The sequence below is a fragment of the Protofrankia sp. CiP3 genome, from assembly GCF_917627345.1.
Classification (GTDB): domain Bacteria; phylum Actinomycetota; class Actinomycetes; order Frankiales; family Frankiaceae; genus Protofrankia.
Window position 1 is genome coordinate 64,442 of the sequence record NZ_CAKJTM010000018.1, and the last position, 24,143, is coordinate 88,584.

20 protein-coding genes are annotated in these 24,143 nt (G+C 69.4%); 3 read left to right on the plus strand and 17 right to left on the minus strand.

The genetic code is table 11. From position 1 onward, the window contains the following. Nucleotides 1-25: 25 nt before the first annotated feature. Nucleotides 26-1,465, minus strand: coding sequence for a hypothetical protein (locus tag MJ797_RS09615; RefSeq protein ID WP_239333845.1), 1,440 nt, complete (start codon nt 1,463-1,465; stop codon nt 26-28). 427 nt (nt 1,466-1,892) lie between these two features. Between MJ797_RS09615 and MJ797_RS09620 the strand changes: the two genes are divergently transcribed. Next, on the plus strand, nt 1,893-2,798 hold the full coding sequence (locus tag MJ797_RS09620) for a metallophosphoesterase (RefSeq protein WP_239333847.1): 906 nt from the start codon (nt 1,893-1,895) through the stop codon (nt 2,796-2,798). Next, nucleotides 2,791-3,492 (plus strand): 4'-phosphopantetheinyl transferase, encoded by a 702-nt coding sequence (locus tag MJ797_RS09625; RefSeq protein WP_239333849.1) that lies wholly within the window; start codon nt 2,791-2,793, stop codon nt 3,490-3,492. The genes MJ797_RS09620 and MJ797_RS09625 overlap by 8 nt, the downstream gene beginning before the upstream one ends. Here MJ797_RS09625 and MJ797_RS09630 read toward each other — a convergent pair. From MJ797_RS09630 to MJ797_RS09705, 16 genes are all read right to left on the minus strand, one after another. Further along, nucleotides 3,473-4,885 carry an NAD(P)/FAD-dependent oxidoreductase gene (locus tag MJ797_RS09630; RefSeq protein ID WP_239333851.1) on the minus strand — a complete coding sequence of 471 codons (1,413 nt, stop codon included), beginning with the start codon at nt 4,883-4,885 and terminating at the stop codon, nt 3,473-3,475. The genes MJ797_RS09625 and MJ797_RS09630 overlap by 20 nt on opposite strands. Before the next feature lie 107 nt (nt 4,886-4,992). Continuing rightward, a complete protein-coding gene (locus MJ797_RS09635) occupies nt 4,993-7,419 on the minus strand; it encodes an FAD-dependent monooxygenase (protein ID WP_239333853.1) in 2,427 nt (808 codons plus the stop codon). After that, nucleotides 7,416-8,738, minus strand: a complete 1,323-nt coding sequence (locus MJ797_RS09640; protein ID WP_239333855.1) for a beta-ketoacyl synthase N-terminal-like domain-containing protein — start codon at nt 8,736-8,738, stop codon at nt 7,416-7,418. The genes MJ797_RS09635 and MJ797_RS09640 overlap by 4 nt, the downstream gene beginning before the upstream one ends. Beyond that, nucleotides 8,735-10,009, minus strand: coding sequence for a beta-ketoacyl synthase (locus tag MJ797_RS09645; RefSeq protein WP_239333857.1), 1,275 nt, complete (start codon nt 10,007-10,009; stop codon nt 8,735-8,737). Before MJ797_RS09645 ends, MJ797_RS09640 begins: the two co-directional genes overlap by 4 nt. Then, nucleotides 10,009-10,449, minus strand: coding sequence for a cupin domain-containing protein (locus MJ797_RS09650; protein WP_239333859.1), 441 nt, complete (start codon nt 10,447-10,449; stop codon nt 10,009-10,011). The genes MJ797_RS09645 and MJ797_RS09650 overlap by 1 nt, the downstream gene beginning before the upstream one ends. A gap of 23 nt (nt 10,450-10,472) precedes the next feature. Next, nucleotides 10,473-10,979 (minus strand): SRPBCC family protein, encoded by a 507-nt coding sequence (locus tag MJ797_RS09655; RefSeq protein ID WP_239333861.1) that lies wholly within the window; start codon nt 10,977-10,979, stop codon nt 10,473-10,475. Between the two features lie 2 nt (nt 10,980-10,981). Further along, a complete protein-coding gene (locus MJ797_RS09660; RefSeq protein WP_239333863.1) occupies nt 10,982-11,254 on the minus strand; it encodes an acyl carrier protein in 273 nt (90 codons plus the stop codon). Nucleotides 11,255-11,435: 181 nt separating this feature from the next. Continuing rightward, entirely contained in the window at nt 11,436-12,785 is a 1,350-nt protein-coding gene (locus tag MJ797_RS09665) for an acetyl/propionyl/methylcrotonyl-CoA carboxylase subunit alpha (protein WP_239333893.1), read from the minus strand. 87 nt (nt 12,786-12,872) lie between these two features. After that, complete coding sequence (locus MJ797_RS09670) at nt 12,873-13,394, minus strand: biotin/lipoyl-containing protein (protein ID WP_239333865.1); 522 nt, start codon at nt 13,392-13,394, stop codon at nt 12,873-12,875. Beyond that, nucleotides 13,391-15,166 (minus strand): acetyl-CoA carboxylase carboxyltransferase subunit alpha/beta, encoded by a 1,776-nt coding sequence (gene accA / locus MJ797_RS09675; RefSeq protein ID WP_239333867.1) that lies wholly within the window; start codon nt 15,164-15,166, stop codon nt 13,391-13,393. The genes MJ797_RS09670 and accA overlap by 4 nt, the downstream gene beginning before the upstream one ends. Beyond that, the gene (locus MJ797_RS09680; RefSeq protein WP_239308116.1) at nt 15,163-15,501 is read right to left on the minus strand and encodes a TcmI family type II polyketide cyclase; all 339 of its coding nucleotides are present in this window, start codon (nt 15,499-15,501) and stop codon (nt 15,163-15,165) included. The genes accA and MJ797_RS09680 overlap by 4 nt, the downstream gene beginning before the upstream one ends. 231 nt (nt 15,502-15,732) lie before the next feature. Further along, the gene (locus MJ797_RS09685; protein WP_239333869.1) at nt 15,733-17,322 is read right to left on the minus strand and encodes a class I adenylate-forming enzyme family protein; all 1,590 of its coding nucleotides are present in this window, start codon (nt 17,320-17,322) and stop codon (nt 15,733-15,735) included. A gap of 50 nt (nt 17,323-17,372) precedes the next feature. Further along, nucleotides 17,373-18,524 (minus strand): acyl-CoA dehydrogenase family protein, encoded by a 1,152-nt coding sequence (locus MJ797_RS09690; RefSeq protein WP_239333871.1) that lies wholly within the window; start codon nt 18,522-18,524, stop codon nt 17,373-17,375. Nucleotides 18,525-18,724: 200 nt separating this feature from the next. Then, complete coding sequence (locus tag MJ797_RS09695) at nt 18,725-20,101, minus strand: DUF2786 domain-containing protein (RefSeq protein ID WP_239333873.1); 1,377 nt, start codon at nt 20,099-20,101, stop codon at nt 18,725-18,727. Between the two features lie 164 nt (nt 20,102-20,265). After that, nucleotides 20,266-22,488, minus strand: coding sequence for an ATP-dependent RecD-like DNA helicase (locus MJ797_RS09700; protein WP_239333875.1), 2,223 nt, complete (start codon nt 22,486-22,488; stop codon nt 20,266-20,268). A gap of 142 nt (nt 22,489-22,630) precedes the next feature. After that, nucleotides 22,631-23,059, minus strand: coding sequence for an Hsp20/alpha crystallin family protein (locus tag MJ797_RS09705; RefSeq protein ID WP_239333877.1), 429 nt, complete (start codon nt 23,057-23,059; stop codon nt 22,631-22,633). Nucleotides 23,060-23,383: 324 nt separating this feature from the next. Between MJ797_RS09705 and MJ797_RS09710 the strand changes: the two genes are divergently transcribed. Further along, nucleotides 23,384-24,143, plus strand: a 760-nt coding sequence (locus MJ797_RS09710) for an NAD-binding protein (protein WP_239333879.1), incomplete at its 3' end; no start/stop codon positions are given.

A 24,143-nucleotide genomic window follows, 5' to 3' on the forward strand; every position in this document is an offset into this window, starting at 1 on the left:
TACGGGTTACCGGATGGCGTACATCTCACGCAGCAAGCGAATCGCCGAGCCAACGCGACATGGCGATGATGGTAAGCGCCGGGTTGGCCGCTCCAAGCCGGACAAAGTTTCCCGGACCGGCCAGGTAGACGCCAGGGAGCCCCTCAACCTCAAGATCCTCCGTGACACGAAGCGCCCCGTCACCGCCAACGGGATGGGAACAGGCTTCGTGCTCATATGACCCGTACGGCAGCTCGAACTGGGCCGCCCGCCCCGCCTGAGAATGGGCGAGCAGGGCACGAAAAGCGTTGCCGTCACCGAACCGTCGCGCGTCCTCGCCACCGAATTCACCCACCAGGCTGTTACCGGTGGAATGCGACGCGGTTATGTCGAGGAGCGAGCCCTGGCAGATCTCGTTCGCCTGACGCAGCAGCTCGTGGCGAACCCTGCCGATACGATCGAGATCGGCGGGTGAGACCGCCGTCGTTATGTGGGTGGCGGCCATGTCGCCCGTGGATGACGGCTGGGCCATGAGTGTACTGAAGTCAGCCGGGCCGCTGCCCTGCTCGATCACGGCCATGAGCGAGATGAGCCGGTCCCCGTTGGGAAGGGGCGGTCTTTCCAACACAAAGACGTTGGTGGACAGCGACGGCACCGGACGGTATCCCGTCCATAGCATCGGATGCCGGAAGGTGCCCAGGGAGTTACCGGGCTCGATGCGCGCGAGGAGCCCCACGCAGAAGTGATCGGTGATCCTGGTAATGATCGGCTCACCCATCGTGCGGGCCAGGATCTGGACGTTGCCGATGGCGGACGACGCGAGGACGCACGCGTCAAAACCTTGCCTTGTCGACAGCGTACCAGTAGCAGTCTCAATATCGACAGCCCAGCCACGCTTCGTGCGCCTGAGCGAGAGCGCACGGCCGCGGACGATATGAAAACGGTCGCTCATCGTAGCCAGCCGACGGGCTTCCGGCAGCGGTGAATACGCTTCGAACCGCCCGGTCCGGTCGTCATAGCGCGCCGCTTGCGGAGTGTGCCGAATGCCGATTCTCGTCGCGGCGGCCGACAGGGACGACTCCCACGGCTCTGGAAATTCCGGCCCGAGTTCGCCGTGGACCTGCGCGTAGAGCCCACGCGGGCCCGCTAGTCGCTCCTGCCAGCAAGGATGCCAATCATCCAATTCCTCGGGAGTGAGGCCGAGCAGGACACCGTGGTAACATAAAGAACGCCCACCAAGTCGTTCCGAAAGCCCAGCGCCAAATCCCCATCCGTCACTGGACCACCGTCGGATCTTCTCATCCCCCGGGTGGGCCGAGGTATCCCAGTTGACATGATGACGACGGATCGACGGTCCGGCCTCGACGACTTCGACCTCCATTCCCGGATGGGAGACTATTCGGACCGCGGCCTCCAGGCCAGCCAATCCGCCACCGATGACGGCAAACCGGCGGTGCATCATTGCCTCCGGTCCGAAAATGTCCACGCGGACAATTGCCGGTATATGATTTCCTCGGCAGCAAATGTCGCACATGTTTAAAGAGCTGTCAAGGGCGGGTTCAGGCGGCCAGGGCGTCACCACGTCCATTCGTCGTGCTCGCAGCAACGGAGAGCGACAGGTGGCTGGTGAGGCTGACAATGCGTCCGTAGCCGGACCACCTCCGATGTTCGCTGGCTTCAGACCGAGCCCGCGACCGGCGGCGGACGGCCGGTTCTGGGAGATCGGGGCCATCGGCCACGGGCCGCGCACATGCCCTCGTCGACGACGCAGCCGCCGCGATGGAGGATGGAGGAGTGGGCCGCCCGCACCCGCCATGGCAGCACATCCGTCCCTCGCTTCCCCGTGGCCACTCCACCGGCCGGCCCGGTGGCGGTCAACGCCTGAACGGCGGTAAAACAGTAAAGTCGGACCGGTGACCACATCCCGGGCTGCGGCTGGGAAATTACTGGCCATCAGTGATTTACATGTCGCCTATACCGAGAACCGCCAGATCGTTGAGGAGCTCCGGCCGGAGTCGGCCGCGGACTGGTTGATCGTCGCTGGTGACGTCGGTGAGGTCGCCGCGGACATCGAGTGGGCGCTGGCACTGCTGAGCAGCCGGTTCGCCACAGTGATCTGGGTTCCCGGTAACCACGAGCTGTGGACGCCGCGAAAAGACCCGGTGCGGTTGACCGGCGAACGGCGTTACCAGTACCTGGTGGAGATGTGCCGCGGCCTTGGTGTGCTGACCCCGGAGGACCCCTACCCCGTCTGGACGGGCGCCGGCGGCCCGGTGACCGTCGCACCGCTGTTCCTGCTCTACGACTACACGTTTCGCCCGGCGGGCGCCCGCACCAAGCAGGAAGGGCTCGCTGTAGCCCGCGAGTCCGGCGTGATGTGCTCGGACGAGTTCCTGCTGGATCCCGACCCATACCCGGGCGTGGACGCATGGTCACGGTTTCGGGTCGCGCACACCCGCGACCGGCTCGCCGCCCGCGAGCGGAACCTGCCGACCGTGCTGGTGAACCACTTCCCGCTGGTACGCGACCCGACAGCTGTACTGCGTTACCCCGAATTCGCGCAGTGGTGCGGCACCGAGAGCACCGCCGACTGGCACCTGCGCTTCCGGGCCGCAGCCGTCGTCTACGGCCATCTTCATATCCCGCGGACAACCTGGTATGACGGCGTCCGGTTCGAGGAGGTTTCGGTCGGTTATCCGCGGGAATGGAGCCGGTGGAACATTCCGCGCAATGTCCCGCGCCAGATTCTGCCGGCGCCGGACCGGTATGCCTCGGCCTGGAGCGTCCCGAAGCGGCATGTGTCGGATCCGCATGCCTGAGATCGCCCTGCTTGAGACGCTGCTGCCCGCCAGCGCGGTCGCGGTCGAGGCGTTCACCGACGACCCGCACGCCGTGCTGTTCGCCGAGGAGGAGGCGACCCTCGCGCAGTCCGTGGACAAACGGCGCCGGGAGTTCACCACCGCCCGGGTGTGCGCCCACCGTGCGCTCGCCGGGCTCGGCCTGCCGCCGGCACCGATCCTGCCCGGTCCCCGGCGCGAGCCGCGATGGCCCGCCGGAGTCGTCGGCAGCATCACGCACTGTGCCGGATACCGGGCAGCCGCCGTGTCCCGGTCCGCCGATATCGTCACGATCGGTATCGATGCCGAACCCAACGAGGGTGTGCCGCCGGGCGTCCTCGACCAGGTCGCGCTGGCCGAGGAGCGTTCCTGGCTCGACCAGCGAACATCACGTCACCCCGAGGTGTGCTGGGACCGGCTGCTGTTCAGCGCCAAGGAGTCGGTGTACAAAGCATGGTTCCCACTGGCCAGACGCTGGCTTGGCTTTGCCGACGCGCTCATCACCGCCGAGCCCACCGGTACCTTCCACGCTCGGCTGCTGGTGGCCGGCCCGATCCTCGCCGGTCATGAACTGACCGAGTTCGCGGGCCGCTGGCTGGTCCGCAACGGACTGATCATTACCGCGATCGCCCTGCCCGCGGGCGGCCCGCCCCCGGTCACATGGCCGGTGCCCTGACCGCGCGGACGACCTCGACGATCTCCTGCCTGGTCGGCAGACCGGCGGGCCGCCGCGGGCGCCAGCCCGCGGCAAGCAGGTCGGACACCCGCGGTTGCACCGCGTTGAGCTCCTCCGGCGCGGCGGCCAGATGCATGTGGCGGAACACCGCCTGCGCCACCACCGGATCGACGCCGGCAGCGGCAAGCACCATGAGCCGCGGCACGGCGGCCGGGCTCGGGGGGCTCATCGCCGGAATGGCCCGAGCGGTGACAGCGGCCGGGCCGGTCTCGGCCATAGCCGCCCGCCAGAGCACGGTACGCGACCGGTCCAGCGACCGGGCGTCATCGAACCACGACCACAGTTCACCGTGGACCCAGGCGTCGACGCGGTCACGCCACAGCTCGGGGTCGGCCGGATCCTCGGCGACCGCACGGGCGAGCGTGAGAGCGTGCGCCACAGCCAGCGACATACCTCGACCGAAATGCGGGTTGGTGGTGCACACGACGTCGCCGATCGCGTGCAGGCCCAGCGGCCTGACCGAGCCCAGCGGACGGAACACGTTGCGCAGGCCGTTCATGACCATGACATCCGAGATGGGTTCGGCGAACGCGGGGTCGGTCCAGGCCGCGCCGAGTGGAACCATGCGCGCGACCGCCTCGAAGGCGGGCACCGCCCGCAGATCCGCCAACGCCTTGTCCTCAGGCAGGTGCACGAAGGTGACGGTGAACGTCCCCGCGTCGTGCGGGAAGACCAGGAACGAGTAGCCGTCGCCCTCCTCGACCCCGATCACCCCGCGGTTGACCGCGGCGAACTGGCATCCCGGCCGCAGCCGGTAACGGCGTGACCGGTACGTCTCGTTGGCCGGCTCGTCGAAGACCTCTTCGGCAAGCATCCCCGTCGTGAGAGCGCCGCGCCGGCCACCGCAGTCGACCACGAGGTCCGCCGGATGCGCGCTGCCGTCACCCAGGCGTACCACGTTGACGCTCCCCCTGTACGCATCGACCCGCCGCACGGCCTCGAGCCGGACGCTGATGCCGGGCTCGGCCTCGACCAGCTGGCGCAGCACCCACTCCGCCGTGCTGCGCCGGCACAGGAAGGAGGTCAGCCCGTGCGGCAGCGCGGCCTCCACCGCACCGGCCGCGTGCAGCGCCGCCACCACGTCGGGCAGCCCCGCAAGCAGTTCGGCGTAGCCACGGGCGAGAAAAGCGTGCGGCTGGTGCAGCTGCGCGACCCCGGTCCGTCGCCAGCCGGCGGCCGCACCGACCTGCGCCGGCCGAGCGGCCGCGTCCCGTTCGAAGAGGGTGACCGCATGCCCCTGGCGCGCAAGGGCGAGCGCGCTGGTCATCCCCGCCGCGCCGGCCCCGCACACCGCGACCCGCAGTCGTCTGCGACGGCCTTTCCCACCTTCCATGCCCGCTCCCTCCCCTGTCGCATCTCCCGTTGCCCAGGGCCGGGCTCCAGGCCAACGACGACACGATCATGTTTCTTGCGCCCCGCCGACGCCCGGGATACCCGGGATCACTCCCGGGACTGCCGGCCGTCGCCGAACACGGCACGCAGATGGTCCTCGAGTGCGCCAGCAAGGACCGGCCTGGTCCGGAAGCCCACGTGCCCGTCCGGACGGATCAGGTAAGCACACGGTCCGGCGGCCGCGTAGGCGGCGCGCCACTGTCGGCCGGTGTCATACACGACGGGCAGGCCCACCGCCGGCGACCGCGGGGCGTCGGGATCCCGGACCAGGTAGATGGTGACCAGCTCGGGAAACCGGTGCTGGATCGCGCCAGCCGTCTTCTCGTAGCCGCGCAGGTCCTCCTCGGTCGTACTGGCGTCGGTATAGATCAGCAGGGTGTGCGAGATCCCGTGGGTCAGTTCGAACAGGCGCATGGGGTGCCCGACACCGCGGCGGGTCAGACCGTGTACGTCGGGCGCGCGATCCCCGGCGGCCGGTCCCCGGTCGGGCGCATCCCAGCCGAGCGCCTCGCCAACCCCAGGGGTGCCCCGATAGCTCAGGGTCAGCTGCATCTCCTCGAGGAACTGTGCCTTTTCGTCGGCGTTGTCCATCTCGTCGGTGAACGCCACCCGGACGGCGCGGTCCATGACCGCCTGTCCGGCCGGACGGCGCTCGGCCTCGTAGCTGTCGAGCAGCCCGGCCCCGGCGAGCCCGTTCACCGCGAGCGCGAGCTTCCAGCCGAGGTTGTAGGCGTCCTGGATCCCGGTGTTCATGCCCTGGCCGCCCGCGGGCGGGTGCAGATGCGCGGCGTCGCCCGCGACGAAGGCCCGGCCGACCCGGTACCGGTCGACGATCCCGTGGCTGATCCGGAAGATCGACGACCAGCGGAGGTTGCGGCCGGTGGTGCCGGCCGGGGCGAGCCGGTCGAGCGCGACCTGGAAATCGGCCAGTGTCGGCGGTTCGTACTCCTTGGTGAAGCCGGGCGGCACCTCGGTGCGGGCTGCCTCCGCCATGACGCGCGGCGGCGCCATGGTCGCCATCCGGTAGCGGCCCGTGCCCCGCAGCGGGACGCACACCAGCATCCCGTCGAGCTCACCGTCGGTCATGTGCATGAAACGCAGCAGGTACCCCTCGGGCATCGCCCAGTCGACGTCGAGGTCGGCGAGCATGAACAGCTGCGGGAACCGCCCGGCCCCGGCGTTGAAGGACAGCCCCAGCTCCCGGCGGACGACGCTGTGTGCGCCGTCGCAACCGACGATGTACTTCGCATGCACCGTTTCCCGCGCTCCGTCGGCGGCGGACAGGTGAGCGACCACGTTCGCGCTGTCCTGGGTGACGGCGTGTAGTTCCAGGCCCCGCTCAATCGAGCCGCCCAAAGTACTCAGGCGGTCGACGAGGAGCCGTTCCGTCTCGTACTGGGGCAGTCCGAGGTGGGCGTATGGCAGCTCCGGATGATTCCATTCGACCCGGTGCGTCTGGCGCCCGTTCACTATGACGATCTGGCCGTTGAACCAGATGCCGGTATCGATGGCCGCGCGGGCGAGGCCCATGTCCTCCCAGATCTCCATGGTCCGGCAGTGCACCCCGATGGCCTTGTCCGCCCGGCCCGGCGGCTTGGTGTTGCTGTCCACCAGCCGGCACGCGACCCCGCGGCGGGCCAGCTCGATGGCCAGGGTCAGCCCGGTCGGTCCCGCGCCGACCACCAGCACGTCGGTTGTCGCGCGCGGCTCCCGTCGCCTGCCCGGCGCCGTCGGCGCGGCCGCGCCACCGGCCGCGTTACCGACCGCGCCACCGGCGCCGATGACGGTGAGCGGGGAGGCGGCCGCGGCCGGATCCGGTGCCGGGCCCGCTGCCGCCTCCGGTGGCCGGGCCGCGATCGTGAAGACACGGCGGGAGAACCCGCGGTTGAGGTAGGGAAGGAGCTCCCTGGTCCGATCGGTATGACGCGGATCCTGTACCCAGTCGAGGAACGCGGCCTTCGATGTCCATTCGGCGAGCAGGTGGTATGTGGGCGTTCCGGGCTCGTGCAGAAGCTCTTCCCGGAGGTGGCCGGGAACACCGCGCATCGCCGCCGCCACGTCGAGGAAGGCCTGTTCGAAGACTGCCTCCTCACCCGCGGGCACGGTCGTGGTGACCAGCACACGCACCGCCGGTTCCCGTCCGGCCAGGGTCTGCAGGATCTGGTAGGTATGGCGGTCCGCATCATCGCGCAGGTCCCGCAGGGCCGTGGTGAGATGGTCCCGGCGCGGGCTGCGCCCGAAGGCGTCAAGCGCCGCCCGGCTCTCCCAATCCGCGACGATCACATATTCACGAGGAAGATCCGGATCGCGCATGAGGTCCTGGCGGATGTTACCGGGCACCGTGCTGATGACCTCGGCCGCCTTCCGCCAGGCGTTTTCGAACTCGCGTTCACAGCCGGCAGTGGCGCGCATCCGCAGCAGCGTCCGTACCGTGTCGCTCCCGGCGCCACCGCCGGCCGTCTCGGGGCTGGTCATCGCTGGTTGTCCCCTTTCTTTTCCGGCTGGGGCCGCGGGCGCGTGCCAGCGGCCGGGACCGCGTTCAGGTCGATCTCCGGGCAACGGCGCAGCACGAGGGAGGTGTTGAATCCGTCCAGTCCACGGGCGTTGACCATCGTGGTGAACACCGGTGTGGGGGTCACCTCGGACACGAAGTTGAGCCGGCATCCCCGCGCCGGCCGGCGGGTGCCCGCGGCGGGCGGAAGAAGATCGTGACGCATGGCCAGCAGCGCGGTCGCCGCGTCCAGCGCGGCCCCGCCCTGGTAAAGCCGTCCGACCAGAGGTTTCTGCGTGGTGACGGCTGGTGACGCCGAGCCGTATGCCGCCCGCATGGCGGCGCATTCGTCCCGGTCCGCGGCGGGCAGGCCGAGCGCGTCGGGGAAGACGACGTCAACCTCGCCCGGACGTACGCCGGCCCGCCGCAACGCCATGGTCATGGCACGCGCGTACTGCTCCACGTCCCCCTCAGCCCCCCGCCGCCAGGGCCGCCCGTCGAACGTGGCGGCGGCACCGGCGATCTCCCCGTAGATGACGGGCGCGCCGCGGGCCAGCGCGTGGTCGAGGTCCTCGACGACGAGCACCGCGCCCCCCTCCCCGGGCACGTAACCATCCGCGTCCACGTCGAACGGGCAGTACGCCCGCGCCGGGTCGGCCCGGGCGGTCATCGCGTGGTTGTGCTGCTGGCAGGTGAGCGCATACGGGGACAGCGGCGCCTCGGTCCCGCCCGCGAGCACCACCGGGGTGCCGCGGCGGACCAGCCGCGCGGCATGGGCGAGGCTGTCCAGACCGCCGGCGCTCTCGGCAACCAGCACCGCCGACGGCCCCTTCATGCCATACATGATCGACAACTGGCCCACCGTGGCCGCGTAGAACCAGGCGATCGACTGGTAGGCGCCAACCGTGCGCGACGGTGAGCTCCACAGCCGCTGGAGCTCACGCTGACCGAAGACGTTCCCACCGGAACCGCTCGCGAGTGCCACCGACATCTCGTACGGATCGAGGGCCGCCGGATCGATCTCGGCGTCGGCGAGCGCCTGGCCCGCCGCGCAGAACGCCAGCTGGGTCCACCGGTCGGTCTGCACCACGAACCGGCTGGGCATGTGGTCAGCGGCCTGGAAGCCGTCGACCTCCCCGGCAAGGGTGGTTTCGTACCGGGACGGGTCGAACTGGGAGATCCGTCCGATCCGGCTCTCGCCGGACAGCGCCGTCTTCCAGTAGGTGTCCGCGCCGACGCCGCTCGCGCAGACGATCCCGATGCCGGTCACGACCGCGCGCGGCGCGCCAGCCGGGCGCGTCATCGCCCGGCCTCCCGCGGCCGGGCGAAGACCATGGCCGACTGGAACCCACCGAAACCGCTGCCGACCGACAGCGCTACGTCGACCTGTTGTTCCCGCGCCGTGTTCGGCGTGTAGTCGAGATCGCATTCGGGATCGCGGTTCGCCCAGTTCGCCGTGGGCGGCACAACCCCGTGCTCGATCGCCAGCGCGCAGGCGGCCATCTCGATGGCGCCGATCGCGCCGAGCGAATGGCCGACCATGGACTTGATCGAACTGATCGGTATCCGGTAGGCATGCTCGCCGAGGGCGCGTTTGAAGGCGGCTGTCTCGTGGCGGTCATTCTGCTTGGTGCCAGAACCATGGGCGTTGATGTAGGAGACATCCGTCGGCGCCAGCCGTCCCTGGGCCAGCGCGTCACCGATGGCGACCGCCATCTCCGCGCCGTCGGGCCGCAGGCCTGTCATGTGGAAGGCGTTCCCCCGGGTGGCGAACCCGGCGACCTCGCAGTAGACGCGGGCTCCCCGGCGCAGCGCGTGTCCCATCTCCTCCAGGACGAGGACGGCGGCGCCCTCGCCCAGGATGAAGCCCTGCCTGTCCCGGTCGAAGGGCCGGGAGGCATGCGCGGGGTCGGAGTCGTCCGGCGAGGTCGCTTTGATCGCGTCGAACGACGCCAGCGTGACTGGCGAGATCGGGGAATCCGAAGCGCCGACGATCATGACGTCCGCCTCCGCGTCCATGACGAGCTGGTAGCCGTAACCGATGGCGTCGATCCCGGAGGTGCAGCCGGTCGAGACGACCTGCGCGGGGCCGTGTGTCTGGAACCAGGCCGCCACGTCGGCCGCGAGACTGCTCGGCAGCAGAGCCTGATACAGGAACGGAGCGGCGTGGTCGGGATCGACCAGCCATTCCCGGCCGCTGTCGCTGGCCACGACATACTCGGTTTCCAACGCCGTGGTACCGCCGACCGCCGTGCCCATCGCGACGCCGGTCGCGTTCGCGGTGTCCTCGTCGAAGACGATCCCGCTGTCGGCGGCCGCCTCTGCCGCGGCGGCGAGAGCGAACTGGATGTACCGGTCGGATCGCCGTGTATGCCGGGCGGACAGACCGGCCGCCACCGGATCAAAATCGCACTCGGCCGCGACCCGGGAGCGGAACGGTGACGGGTCGAAGAAGGTGATGCGGCGGGTGGCGGTACGCCCTTCGGTGACCGTCGACCAGAATGCCGGCCGGGTCACCCCGCCCGGTGCCACCACGCCCACCCCGGTCACGGCCACGCGCCGGGAGGCGACCATCACAAGGCCACCGGGTCGGTTACCGGGCTGCCGGTAGCTGGGTTCTCGGCGGCCGGGCTCTCGGTGTCCACGTGCCCGAGTTCGGGGCGGGGGGCGAGCGGACCGAGGTGAAAGACCACTGAAGCCTGTTCGGTCCCGGTGTTGCGCAGCCGGTGTCGCATCCCGACCGGGATGTAGAGCCCCTCGCCGGACGCGATGACCACGGGCTCGTCATCGCAGTCCACGGTAATCGCACCATGCGTGACGCACAGGAACTCCTCACTGTATGGATGGTAATGTTCGGTGATCCTCTCGCCGGGCAACAACGTGGCCACGCCCATGAAGCCGGACGTGCTGCCGACGGTCCGCGGGCCGAGCAGTACGCGCAGCTCTCCGCCGCGACGCCGGTCCGCCGGCACGTCACGAGCGGCAACATGCCCACAGTGGGATGTGACGGCCATGCCTCTCGATCCCTTCTCGCTCGTCATGCGCGGATGTCGTGGGCCGCACCGGCCACGCCAGCCCCGGCCACGTCGGCCCCGCCGGCCGCCAGCTGTTCGACCTTGTCTCGGATGACCTCCAGCTGGATCAGCGAATTGATATTGATTCGGGTGGTCATCGCCTCGTCGTCAACCGGAGCGTCCGGGCGCATGGCGAAGTCCTGTACCCACAGCATCCGCACACCGCCGTCGGCCTCCTCATACGTCCAGTAGATGTTCATGTACCGGAAGGGGCCCGGCTCGACCCGGTGCGCGCGCACCTCCCGACGGTCGCGGTCGGCCGTCCGCTCGCTCACCCATGACCAGACCCGCCCGTCCGTGTCCGGATGCATGGTCAGCCGGAAACGCACTGTGTTGCCGCGCCGCTCCAGAATCTCGGCCGAGGCATACTCCGTAAAGAGGCCGGGCCATTTCTCGACATCGTTCGTGGCACTCCAGACGACATCGAATGGCGCGGCTATGAACACTGAGTTCTGGGTATGTCCGGACATTTTCAGGAGACCTCCTCAAAGCATTCGTTGACAACGGCGGCGATTTCTCCGAGCGTCATGGTGATGGCCTCGTCGGGAATCTCGACCCCAAACCTCTCAATGATCACAGCCTGTAGCTCGAGTACGGCCAAGGAGTCGATCTCAAGATTCTGGAGAGAGCTGTCTGGATTCCCGGAGAAAACAGCCGGATCCATACCGGCCTTCGTGACGAGAATCTCCGCTATCTGTGCGGGTGTCACGACGGCCCGAGTATTTCCGGTGGCTTCCGCGCTCATCATCGTATCCTTTTCAGTAAGAGCGTGTTTGAGATCGGGCTTTCGATCAGTGAGCCGGAATGACGATCTCAAACGCGCTCTACGAGGCTCCGCCAACAGGGGCGTGGACAAGGAGCGGGGCTGGGGTGCGTGCGTCGCGGGGCGTCGCGGGGCGTCGCGAACAGTCACCCTCAGCCACGCCCTAGTCCGTGACCATGCGGTCGACCAGGCCGGTCGAGTACAGCCCCTTCCGGAACTCGGTGTCGGTCAGCACCCGTTTGATGAAGGGGATGGTGGTGGCCACGCCGGGGCCGGCGACGTCGAACTCACCCAGGGCGCGTTCGGCCCGGCTCAGCGCCTCGGCCCGGCTGGGCGCCCAGACCGACACCTTGGCCAGCAACGAGTCGTAGTGCGGGCTGACCCGATAGCCGGGGAAACCGTGGGTATCGACCCGGACGAACGGGCCGGCCGGCGGGGTGAACCGCTCGAGCAGACCCGGAGCGGGCGCGAACCCGCGGTCGGGGTCCTCGGCGTTGACCCGGCACTCGACCGCCACGCCGCGCGGGGCGACGTCATCCTGGCGCAGCCGCAGCGGCGTGCCGCTCGCCACGTACAGCTGCTCGTGGACAAGATCACAGCCCGTCACCATCTCGGTCACCGGGTGCTCGACCTGGATGCGACTGTTGATCTCTATGAAGTAGTGGTTCTGGTCCTCGTCAACCAGGAACTCGACCGTGCCGAGACCGGTGAAACCGACCGAGAGCGCCCCGCGCACGGCGTCCTGGCACATCTCGGCCACCCGGTCGGGATCGAGTTCGGGTGCCGGCGCCTCCTCGACCAGCTTCTGGTGACGACGCTGGACCGAGCAGTCACGGGTGCCGAGGTGGATGCCCCCACCGTGCGCGTCGCAGAGTATCTGCACTTCGACGTGGCGTGCCCGTTCCAGAAAGCGTTCGACGTAGATCCGGTCGTCGCCGAACACGGCCCGCGCCGCGGCGCGCGTCCGGGTGTAGGCCCGAGCCAGCTCCGCGGCCGACCAGACAACGGTCATGCCGCGGCCGCCACCGCCGGCAACGGCCTTGATGATGACGGGATAACCGATGGCGTCGGCGATGTCGCGGACGTCCGCCGCGCTGCGGGCGACATCCGCGCTGCCGGTGAGCAGGGGCAGCCCGGCCTGGCGCATCAGGCCACGTGCCGCGTTCTTGTCGCCCAGCGACGCCATCACCTCCGGTGGGGAGCCGATGAAGACCAGGCCGTTGTCCGCGCAGATCTCGGCGAAGTCCGGATCCTCGGACAGGAACCCATAGCCAGGATGAATGGCATCGGCCTCCGTCATCCTGGCCGCTTCCATGATGGCCGCGACATTGCAGTAGCTGCGCCGTGGCGGCGGTGGCCCGATACACACGGCCTCGTCGGCGTACCGCCGGACGACGGAATCGGCGTCCGCGGTCGAGTAGACGGCGACTGTCCGAACGCCGAGCTCGCGGCATGCCCGGGCGACCCGCAACGCGATCTCGCCTCGGTTCGCGATGAGAATTTTCTGGAACAACTCCATTACCCCCGCGGGAAAAGGGAAAGGCGCCCCCGGCGCCGCCGAGCGAGACGGTGCTGCCATGGTGCCGCGCCCGTCGGTCCGTCACTGGCGCGGCGTGATCTCAACGAGCACCTGGCTGAATTCGACCGATTCCCCGTTCTCGACGCAGATCCTGGTCACTGTTCCGCCGGTATCCGCGGTCACCGGGTTCAGCAGTTTCATTGCCTCGACGATGCCGATGGTCGCGCCAGCCTCGATGACCTTCCCCACGGTGATATAGGGCTCGGCCCCCGGTTCGGGGGCGTGGTAGAAGGTCCCGACAATCGGCGCGGAGACGGCGACCACATGCCCGGCCCCGGCGGGTTCCGCGAGTTCGCCGGGGCCACCGGGTCCGGTGGGGCCGGTGGGGCCGAGCACCGAGACGAGTGCGGCGGCTGGTTCCAGCTGGGCCGGCACGGCTGTCGCGAGGGCGGCCCGCGACCATTCGACCTCGATGGCTACATCACCGGAGCAGACCCGGATACGGCCAAGGCCTGCCGGCAGTTCGTCGGCCAGCCGCCTGGCATGCTCGTGCAGACAGCCCAGAACGTGCTGGCGCTGATCGGTCGTGCTACCCGCTCTCATGCGGCCGTCTCCTTTTCCCGTGGCGCGGGCCTGGGCAGCGGCGCCGGGACCGAGGCTGGGATCGCCACCGCCGCTTGGCCGAACCGGCGGAACCGCGCGCGCCGAGCGTTGACGAGTTCGGCTGTCGGTACCGGCATCAGCGGCCGCAGTGTCTCTCCCACCGCGGCCCGGAGCAGGTCCGCGGCGCCGGCATGATCCGCCTGTGCTCCCCCGAGCGGCTCCGGCACCACCCCGTCGACGATGCCCAGGCGCAACAACGACGGGGCGGTCAGGCCGAGCGCACGCGCCGCCTGCGCCGCCGCCTGGGCGTCGTTCCACAGGATCGCCGAGCAGGCCTCCGGGCTGATGACGGAAAAGACACCGTTCTCCGCCACCAGAACACGGTCCGCGACAGCCAGCGCGAGTGCGCCGCCGCTACCGCCCTCACCAGTGATCACAGCGACGATCGGGGCCGCGAGCGCCGACATCCACTGGATGGCGTGCGCGATCGCGGACGCCTGGCCTCTCTCCTCGGCCTCGCGGCCGGGGTAGGCGCCAGGGGTATCGATCAAGGTCACCACGGGCAGGCCGAGGCGGGCCGCCAGCGACATCACACGCATGGCCTTGCGGTAGCCCTCGGGCTGCGGCATGCCGAAGTTGTGCGCGATGAGGTCCGCGGTCGAGTGTCCCTTCGCTGTCCCGATGACCGCCACGGCGAGTCCGTCGATCTCCGCAAGGCCCGCGACCACCGCGTGGCAGTCGCCGTACAGGCGGTCTCCGTGCAGCTCGACGAACGAGTCGAAGGAACGGGCGAGATAGTCCCGCACGGTCGGGCGGTCGATGTCGCGGGCGAGCCGTACCGTCTCCCACGGATCCCGCTGGACCAGCCGCTCCGGGTCGGTGATGACCACGCTTGCCGGCCCGCTCGCTGGTCCCCCGGCGGACGGGCCAGCAGGCAGGCCAGCGGACGGGCCGGCAGCCCCCCGCGCGCGATGCCCGGCAGCGAGCAGCCGGCTCAGGCATGTCCGCAGGTCCGCCCGGTCGGCGACGATGTCGACCTGCCCCTTGCTGGCGAGAAACCCGCTGCTCTGGAACTCGGCGGGAAGCTCCTGCCCGATGGTCTGGCGGATGACGCGGGGGCCGGCGAAACCCATCCGGCTCCCGGACTCGGCGACGATCACGTCCGTGTTCGTCGCAAACGATGCCGCCACCCCACCGTAGGTGGGGTCGGTCACCAGGCTGATGGACAGCAGGCCCCGTTCCCGGTGCCGCTGGACGGCAATGCCGGTCTTCGCCATCTGCATCAGCGACAGGCATCCCTCCTGCATCCGAGCGCCGCCGGAGGTCGCCACGATGAGCAGCGCGAGCGCCTCGTCCGCGGCATGTTCGATCGCGAGGGTAATCATTTCCCCGACCGCCGAACCGAGGCTGCCGCCCAGAAAACGGAAATCCATGACGGCCGCGACAAGCGGGTATCCGCCGATTTCTGCCCTGCCGCACAGCACCGCTTCGGGCAGTGCCGTCTCCTGGCGTGCGGCCTCCCAGCGCCGGCGGTAGGGCCGGGTATCGGTGAAGTCCAGGATGTCAAAGGGAACGGGCTCGACCAGCAATGGCGTGAAACTGCCCGCGTCGAAAAGCTGATCGACCCGTTGCGGCGCCGTGAGCCGGTCGTGGTGACCGCATTCGGGACACACGAGCAGGTTGCGGGCCAGCCGCCGGCCGTAGACGAGCGCCGCGCAGGATCCGCAGCGGGTCCAGGTGGCTGCCGTCGCCGTGGCGGTGGCGCTCTTCACGCGGCCTCCCCCCGGGGTGTGCTCTCAAAGGTGTAAAAGCAGTGGGCCATCGCGTCCGCGGGCGAACGCCATGTCTTCAGATACGGCCGAATATGTTGCGTCAGGCGGTCGCTGACACGCTTGAACTCCTCGTGGCCACGTGCGTTCTCAACCGTCCGGCGACCGTCGTCAACAGTTTCCAGAAGATGTATGTAGAGATCTCCGAGAGAGTAAAGGGAACGGTGGACGACACCGGCCGCACGCGGCAGGCCGGTGGTGTCTGACTCCGCGAAGATACGCGCGACATCCTGCTGGGAACCGGGTTCGATTTTGGCAACAATCAACGTTCTGTGCATGTTGCGATCCCCCTCCGCCGAGCTGGCCGGGAAACCCCGGGACCGGGGCCGGCAGGGCCGCTGACCCATTCACGGCAACGTTTCCAGTCCAGACTGACCCACTACCGAGAGTAAATGTGATCACACAATGCGTCCACCGCTACCGTCCGCGCAGGCCTCGGGCAGAAAGATCCCAGCGATCGTGCCCGGCTGGCCGCGGCGATGGATCAATCAGCATCCGTCAGACACGAGCTAGCTCTCGCGCGGTGGCTCCTGCGCGGCCGTCTCCCGCAGGAGGAACTTGCGCACCTTGCCCGATGCCGTCCGGGGAAGGTCGTCGACGACATGCCAGTCCACCGGCACCTTGAAGTAGGCAAGCCGGGACCGCGCGAACGCGGCCAGCTCGTCGGCGGTGGTGGCGCTGCCGGCAGCGGGCACGACGAACGCGACCGGGACCTCGCCGAGGCGCTCGTCGGGCGCGCCGACCACCGCCGCGTCCGCCACCCCGGGGTGGTCCAGCAGCGCTTCCTCGACCTCACGCGGGTAGATGTTCTCCCCACCGCGGATGATGACGTCCCGGATGCGTCCGTGGATCCGCAGGATCCCGGCCGCGTCCATGGCGCACAGGTCACCGGTGTGCAGCCAGCCCTCGGCGTCGAGCGTCCGGCTGGTGGCCTCGGGATCGTCGTGGTAGCCGCTCATGTTCAGCGGCGAGCGGATCCACAGCTCACCGTGCTCGCCCAGGTCCGCGGTGGTCCCCTCGGTGCCCGGCCGGATGATCCGCACCTCGCGCCGCGGTAACGCCCGCCCCAGCGTCTCGGCCTTCACCAGATCACTGTCCGAGGGAAGACAGGCGGTTGCGTTCGGCGCCTCGGACTGGCCGTAGGAGATGACGACGCGGCAGCCGAGCACCGCTTCGGTACGGCGGATCAGCGCCGGTGGCACTGTCGTGCCACCGGTCTGGATGACTTGAAGGCTGCTGATGTCGTACCGGGCGAGGCCGGGGTAGGCCAGCAGGTCGTACAGCATCGTCGGGACGGCACCGAGCGCCGTGACCCGCGCCCGCTCGATCAGCGACAGGGTGCGCGCCGGCTCGAAGCCCGGGGACAGGACCATCGTCCCCGCCGAGGCGAACGTCATCAGCACCCCGGACACCGAACCACCCACATGGTGCAGCGGCAGCCCGGAACACCACACCAGCGGGCGGGCGAAGACGCGCCCGGCGATCCGGCCGGTGTTGAGCACGGCGAAGTGGGACAGCACAGCGCCCTTGGGCCGCCCTGTCGTCCCCGAGGTGTACTGGATGAGAAAGGGCGCCAGCGGGGAGACCGCGGGCAGCGGCCCCGGACTCGGCGGCAGCGCACGCGCCAGCTCCTCAAGCGCCACGACCCGCACCGGCCGGCCGGGCAGCTCGTCCGCCAGGGCCCGCGCACGCTCCCGTAACGGGGAGCCTCGGTGCTCGGCGGCCGCGATAACGAGCCGCGCGCCGGACTGGCGCAGCTCGTGGCTGACCTCCTCGTCCCGCAGCGATGTGTTGATCGGTACGAGCACGGTGCCCGCGAGCGCGCCGGCGCACTGCACCACGACCCAGTCGGGGCAGTTGGGCGCCCACAGGGCGACCCGGTCCCCCGGCGCCACCACACCGAGCAGGCCGGCCGCCACGGCGGCGGCACGATCCACCAGCTCGGCGTAGGTCACGGTGGCAATACCATGATCATCTTGCCAGCGTAACGCGGGCCGGTCCGGATGCCGGTCGGCGACCTGGCGCAACCAGTCACCGACCGGCATCTCGCACAACGCGACGCCGGTGTCGGCCGGCCAGTGGGCGGTGGTGAGCGTCATGCCCGCCGCCCGGTGGCCGGCGCCCGATACCGGTCAGTCGCCATTACCCGTCAGTCTCCATCGAGATCGAGTGACCGGCCCACGATCTCCTTCATGACCTCGTTGGAGCCGGCGTAGATCCGCTGTACCCTGCCGTCCCGCCACAGCCGGGCGATCTCGTACTCGTTCATGTAGCCGTAGCCGCCGAACAGCTGCAGGCAGCGGTCGACCACCTCGCACTGGGTGTCGGTCGTCCACTGCTTGAGGCCGGCGGCGTCGACCGCGCTGAGCGCACCGTCGAGGTGGGCGCGCACAGCGGTGTCCACGTAGGCCTGCGCGACATCGCACAAGGTCCTGACCGCGGCCAGCTCGAACCGCGTGTTCTGGAACGAGCCGATCGTCGTCCCGAACGCCTTGCGGGTACGTACCTGCTCCACGGTCAGCGCCAGCGCGCGCTTCATGATGGCGACGGCGCTCACCCCGGCGCCGAGCCGCTCCGTCCCGAGGCTCTCCATCAGGTGGTAGAAGCCGCGGTTCTCCTGCCCGAGCAGGTTCGACGCGGGCACCCGCACCTCGTCGAAGAACAGCTCAGCGGTGTCCTGCGCCTTCTGGCCGATCTTGTCGAGCTTGCGGCCCCGGCTGAAGCCCGGCGCATCCGCGTCGACGACGAGCAGGCTGATGCCCCGGTGACCGGCATCCGGGTCGGTCTTGACCGCGACCACCGCCTTGTCGCACAGCAGCCCGTTGGTGATAAAGGTCTTCGAGCCCGACACGACATAGCTGTCACCGTCGCGGCGCGCGGTCGTACGGATCGACTTGAGATCCGAGCCCGCGCCGGGCTCACTCATCGCCAGCGCCCAGATGATGTCCCCATTCACCGAGCCGGGCAGCCAGCGCGCCTTCTGCTCGTCGGTGGTCAGCTTGATGATGTAGGGCGGCATCACGTCGTTCTGCAGCCCGAAACCGCAACCGACGCTCCCGGTGGCCCAGAACTCCTCCGTGAGAACCACGCTGTACCGGTAGTCCTCAACCCCGGCGCCGCCGAACTCCTCCGGGACCGACCACAGCAGCAGGCCCGCCCGGCCGGCCTTGCGCCAGACCTCTCGGTCAACGACCCCGGCCTGCTCCCACTCGCTGCTGTGCGGGACGCACTCCTTCTCAAAAAAAGTCCGAGCGAGCCCGCGGAACTCCTCGTGCTCAGGTTCGAACAGGGTGCGACGCACCAGACCAGCTCCTTCATGCCAGAGGGCCGGCGGGCACGCGATCACCGCTCCACGCACACACCCGCAGGCCCCAGAGGACGCGCTGGCCCGCGCCGGGAACAGCCGTTCACCAGCCAGCAAAGATATCCTCTTACTGATTACACGATTTGACAACACATCTCTATCAGAGGGCAGGAGCCCCGGCGACGCCGGCCGGGTGGTCAGCCGGGCCGGGTGTCGCTCACCTCGGCGCGGGCGGCCAGGGAGGCGACCTCGGCCGCGGCCCGGCCTGACAGCCAGCCCTCCTGGTCGTTCGCTGTCACCGGCCGTGACACGAGGTCCGGGAACATCGTCTGGACCGCCTCTCTGACGGTCTCGTCCCGCGCGGCCAGAACAGGCAGCAGCCGCTCCCGGCCCGTCTCGGCAGCCGCCTCCGCCCCCGCTCTGTCGGTCGCGCCCTGCAGCCGCTCGCCGATCCGGATAGCGAAGGAGGTGAGGAAGGACTGGCGGAACGAACGGGTCCGCGACCGTCCGTAACGGTCCTGCCGGGAGCCCTCCCGTGTCATCGCCGTGGTCGCCTGCACCAACAGCGACGTGTAGAGCAACTCCACGCTGTCGAGATCGGAGTCGTAACCGAGCACCGTGGTGAAACCGAGATTCTTCGTCCACACCGCCCGGCAACGGTTCGCGCTGGCCACCTTGTCCAACAACAGCGCCTTGGGAGTCTCATAAGGATTGTCAACGCCGATCCGGCGGCCGGTCGGTTCGGCGCGCGAGCCGGTCTCGGCCGCCAGCAGGGCGTAATCGATGCTGTGGCGAGCCATGAGCTCCTGGGCCTTCGCGGTCAGCGCCTCGGCCTCCTCCGCGAAACCAGTCGACTCGGCCTTGGCCAGCAGCGCGCGGACCCGGTCGAGCATGCGCGCGTCGGCCGTACGGCCAGCCGCCCGGTCAGGGTGCAGGGTCCCGCGCCGCGCGGTCCCGGGCGGGGGGCACAGGCGCGCGAGCCTCGGCAGGGCACTGAGCACCCCGAGAACCGTCAGGGCGCAGCCAACCGCCGCGGCCCGGTCCTGGCCTTCGCGCTCGCCCCAGGCATCGAGCCAGCCGTCGTCATCGGCCCACCAGACGGTGGCCTCGGCAGCCGCGAGCTGTGCCTCCCAGCGCTCGTCCACGGTGGCCGTGGCATACCGGCGCAGCTGACCGGCGATCGCGTCGACGGTCAGCCGCGCCGGGCGCGCGCCAGCCTCCCTGCTGACGGCCCGCATGACGTCCGCCGGCTGCCAGCCGCGGTCCCACGCCTCTTCCACCAGGCGATTCAGCCAGGCCACGAGGGCACGGTCGACGGCCCGGCGCCTGGTGGACCCGGCCGAGGGCTCGGTCAGCAGCGCGACGTACCGGGACAGCTGCGCGCTGTCCTCCGCCTGCCATGCGTGCAGTGCCGCACCGATCATGAGGTCGGCGGTCTCCCTGTCCCGCTGGTAGGCATCGGCATCACGACCAGCCGGCCGGGGGGCATCGGCAGCCCTGGCCCGGTTGTCACGAGCCCGGTTGTCACGGGCCCGCTGTTTGGCCTGCCGTCGTTCGCGGCTCCGACTCCCCACAACTACCCCACAAATGGAAAAAATCGTAATCGGATGGCATGGACGAACGGTGTGTTGGTGAACGACATGCCCAGGAACACGCTTCGCGTGCTGCCCACAGGGTACGGGCTGAGTCCCCGACCGTTTTCAGCGGCTTGCAACCGTCCGCGCGCGCCTGCGCGTGTTCAGTGATCGGACACCCGTAGCCTGTGGTCGAGCGCGGTGTGGCGGCGCCCGCCGCTCACGGTACGAACGGCCTGCCCGATCGCCCGGCGCGACCCGACCAGGACCACCAACGTGCGGGCTCGCGTGACAGCGGTGTAGAGCAGGTTACGTTGCAACATCATCCAAGCGCTGGTGGTGACCGGGATGACCACGGCAGGATACTCACTGCCCTGTGAACGGTGGATGGTCACGGCATAGGCGTGCGCGAGTTCGTCGAGTTCGGTGAACTCGTAGTCGACGTCCTCCTCCTCGTCCGTGCGCACCGTGAGCTTCTGCTCGTCGAGGTCGAGCGCGGTGACGACCCCGAGGGTCCCGTTGAAGACGCCACTGGCGCCCTTGTCGTAATTATTACGGATCTGTGTCACCTTGTCCCCGATGCGGAAGACCCGGCCGCCGGCCCGGCGTTCGGGCAGATCCGGGCGTGCCGGGGTCAACGCCTCCTGCAACAGCGTGTTCAGCGCTCCGGCGCCGGCCGGCCCACGGTGCATCGGCGCGAGCACCTGCACGTCCCGGCGCGGGTTGAGCCCGAACTTCGCCGGGATGCGCCGGGCGACGACGTCGACGGTCATCCGCGCGGCGTCCTCGGTCTCGTCGGCGGCGAAGTAGAAGAAGTCCGACAGGCCGCGTACCAGCGGATGCTCCCCGTTGTTGATGCGGTGCGCGTTGGTCACGACACCGGACTCCCGCGCCTGCCGGAAGATATGGGTGAGCCGCACGTGCGGAACGGGCGTACCGGCGGCCAACAGGTCACGCAGCACCTCACCGGCTCCGACCGAGGGCAGCTGGTCGACATCCCCGACCAGGAGCAGGTGCGCCCCTGGCGGGACGGCCTTGGCGAGCTTGTTGGCCAGCAGGAGATCCAGCATGGACGCCTCGTCGACCACGACGAGGTCGGCGTCCAGCGGCCGGTCACGGTCGTAGGCGGCGTCCCCGCCCGGGCGCAGCTCCAGCAGCCGGTGGACGGTGGACGCCTCGTGACCGGTCAGCTCGGCCAGCCGTTTGGCGGCCCGGCCGGTCGGTGCGGCGAGCACCACCTTCGCGCCCTTGGCGCGGGCGAAGGTCACGACCGACCGCACGGTGAAGCTCTTGCCGCACCCGGGGCCGCCGGTGAGCACGGCGACCTTCTCGGTCAGAGCCAGTTTCACCGCAGCCTCCTGCGCCGGTGCGAGCTCGGCTCGGGTCCGCTCCCGCAGCCAGGCCAGGGCGGTGTCCCAGTCGACCGTGGCGAAGGAGGGCATCCGGTCACTGCGCGTCCGCAGCAACCGCAGCAACTGGCCCGCCAGCGATATCTCCGCCCGGTGAAAGGGCACCAGGTAGATCGCGACAGTCGGCTCGGCCGGGTCCTCCCCCGGGACCTCCTCGCGGACCACGCCCTCCTCGCCGACGAGCTCGCCCAAAGACTCGATCACCGCTCCGGTGTCGACCTGCAAAATCTTGATCGCCTCGGCGATCAGCCGCTGTTCGGGCAGGAAACAGTTACCGTCCCCAGTGGACTCCGACAGCGTGAACACCAGGCCCGCCTTGATGCGCTGCGGGCTGTCATGCGGAATCCCGACGGCCTTGGCGATCGTGTCCGCCGTCCGGAAACCGATTCCCCACACGTCGGTCGCCAGCCGGTACGGCTCCTTGCGCACCACCTCGACGGAGCGGTCGGCGTACTGCTTGTAGATCCGCACCGCGAGCGAGGTGGACACCCCGACGCCCTGGAGGAAGACCATCACCTCCTTGATCGCTTTTTGTTCCTCCCAGGCGGCCGCGATCGCCTTCGTGCGCTTGGGCCCGAGTTTGGGAACCTCGATCAGCCGGTCCGGCTGTTGTTCGATGACGTCGAGGGCATCGGCCCCGAAATGCTCGACTATCCGTTCGGCGAGTTTCGGCCCGATTCCCTTGATAAGCCCCGAACCGAGATAGCGGCGGATGCCCTGGACCGTCGCCGGCAGCACGGTCGTGTAGTCCTCGACGTGGAACTGCCTGCCGAACTGCGGGTGCGAGCCCCAGCGCCCGCGCATGCGTAACGACTCACCAGGCTGCGCACCGAGCAGCGCCCCCACAACCGTGACCAGCTCGCCGGATCGACCGGCGTCGACGCGGGCCACGGTGTACCCGGTCTCCTCGTTGGCATAGGTGATCCGTTCCAGCACCGCGTCCAGTACGGCCCCGCGGAACGGCTCCGCCGCTGGCATCCCGTGTGGTTCTCCCGTCCCGTGAGCGCGCCAGGCGACCGCGCCCACGGGCGCGGGGTGCCACCGGCTTCGCCGCCATGAAGGTCGCCATGAAGTATGCCCCCGGGCTACGAAGCCGGCGCACCCGCGTTGGCCAGCCCCGTCAGGCCTGGACGGGGGACGGGCCGCCCGCGGTCGTGGAGATTTCCACCCGGCGCGGCTTGGCCTGCTCCGCGACCGGGATGACCACGGTCAGCACACCGTCGTCGTAGTGCGCGGTGAGCTTGTCGGTGTCGAGGGTCTCGCCGAGGAACAGCTGCCGGCTGAACCGGCCTCGGGGGCGTTCGGAAATGATCATATCGACACCCTCGGCCTCCCGGGATTCGGGGCGGTCGGCGGTGACGGCAAGAACATTGCGCTCCACCGTGAGGTCGATCGACTTCGAGTCGACACCCGGAAGATCAAACTGGATGAGAAACGCGTCGCCTCTGCGGTAGGCGTCGATGGGCATGGCGGCCGGCCGCGCGGGAGTGCCGAACACCTGCTGGGTCAACCTGTCGAGCTCGCGGAAGGGGTCCGTGCGCATCAGCATCGCGGGTCTCCTGTCTCAAGTTCTGGTACCTGCGGTTCTGGTACCTGCCGACAGCACGTGTATATCCCATGGAGAGATTAGTTGACAAGAGAAGACGCAAGTTTCCTGCTCTTAGAACGCTCGGAAAGATGGATGCTCATCTGAACACCCGTGACGGAGCGCCCGTGACGGAGCGCCCGTGACGACAAGCCCGGCGAACGGGCGGCATCGGGGCGTCCGCCGGCGCGGCTGGCCCTGGCCCGAAGCGGGCACGGGGACGGCATACTGCGCCCAGAGCGGCCGGGTCGAACACGCAGGTGGAGGTAACGCGCAGGTGGAGGCGTGATGAGGGTCGTGTCCGGCCGGCCGGCCGGGCGGCGCTACCCGGCCGGCCGGCCGGTGTCCGGGCACGTCGTCGTCTGTGGGCTGAACGACCTGGGTTTCCGGATCGCCGAGCAGCTGCACGCGGCGGCGGTGCCGGTCGTCGTCATCGAGGGACGCGACGTCGGCTCGCTGCGGCGCCGCCTTGAGCGGTGGGGAGTACCCGTCCTCAGCGACTCGGTGCACACCGGTGATGCGCTGCGCCAGGCGTCGATCACCGGTGCGGTGGCGCTGATTGCCTGCCACGACATCGACCTCGACAACCTCGAGACGGCGCTGCTCGCCACCGAGATCGTGCCCGAGCTGCGGCTTGTCGTACGGGTCACCAACGCCCAGCTCGGTGACCAGCTCGGCGCGGCGCTTCCTGCCGCGCGCGTGCTGAACCTCGCGGAGAAGGCCGGCCCCAGCTTCGTGGAGGCCTGCATCAGCTCCGACGTGCGGCACGCCTTCCGGCTCGGGTCGGAGATCTTCACGGTGGTGGACGTCCCGGTCCGCACGGCCGGGGCATTCCGGCAGGTCTTCGGCAACCTGACACCGGTGGCGCTGCGCAGGCCGGGCGCGCGGCGGGTGGAGGTGTGCCCGGGCCGCGACACGTTCGTCGCCCCCGGCGACCGCATCGCGTTGCTCGGCAGGCTGGCGGACTTCGCCGACAACGGTGTCCGGGTGGTCGACTCCGGGGATGTCGACGCCCTGGCGAACCTGTCGGTACACCATGGCGGCCCGC

Excerpts from the sequence above, each read along its gene's own strand:
- MJ797_RS09640 (WP_239333855.1), bottom strand. The coding sequence starts at position 8,738 with ATGACGCGCCCGGCTGGCGCGCCGCGCGCGGTCGTGACCGGCATCGGG.
- MJ797_RS09650 (WP_239333859.1), bottom strand. The coding sequence starts at position 10,449 with ATGGCCGTCACATCCCACTGTGGGCATGTTGCCGCTCGTGACGTGCCG.
- MJ797_RS09685 (WP_239333869.1), bottom strand. The coding sequence starts at position 17,322 with ATGACGCTCACCACCGCCCACTGGCCGGCCGACACCGGCGTCGCGTTG.
- MJ797_RS09635 (WP_239333853.1), bottom strand. The coding sequence starts at position 7,419 with ATGACCAGCCCCGAGACGGCCGGCGGTGGCGCCGGGAGCGACACGGTA.
- MJ797_RS09625 (WP_239333849.1), top strand. The coding sequence starts at position 2,791 with ATGCCTGAGATCGCCCTGCTTGAGACGCTGCTGCCCGCCAGCGCGGTC.
- MJ797_RS09660 (WP_239333863.1), bottom strand. The coding sequence starts at position 11,254 with ATGAGCGCGGAAGCCACCGGAAATACTCGGGCCGTCGTGACACCCGCA.
- MJ797_RS09645 (WP_239333857.1), bottom strand. The coding sequence starts at position 10,009 with ATGGTCGCCTCCCGGCGCGTGGCCGTGACCGGGGTGGGCGTGGTGGCA.
- MJ797_RS09655 (WP_239333861.1), bottom strand. The coding sequence starts at position 10,979 with ATGTCCGGACATACCCAGAACTCAGTGTTCATAGCCGCGCCATTCGAT.
- MJ797_RS09705 (WP_239333877.1), bottom strand. The coding sequence starts at position 23,059 with ATGCTGATGCGCACGGACCCCTTCCGCGAGCTCGACAGGTTGACCCAG.
- MJ797_RS09680 (WP_239308116.1), bottom strand. The coding sequence starts at position 15,501 with ATGCACAGAACGTTGATTGTTGCCAAAATCGAACCCGGTTCCCAGCAG.
- MJ797_RS09630 (WP_239333851.1), bottom strand. The coding sequence starts at position 4,885 with ATGGAAGGTGGGAAAGGCCGTCGCAGACGACTGCGGGTCGCGGTGTGC.
- MJ797_RS09700 (WP_239333875.1), bottom strand. The coding sequence starts at position 22,488 with ATGCCAGCGGCGGAGCCGTTCCGCGGGGCCGTACTGGACGCGGTGCTG.
- MJ797_RS09670 (WP_239333865.1), bottom strand. The coding sequence starts at position 13,394 with ATGAGAGCGGGTAGCACGACCGATCAGCGCCAGCACGTTCTGGGCTGT.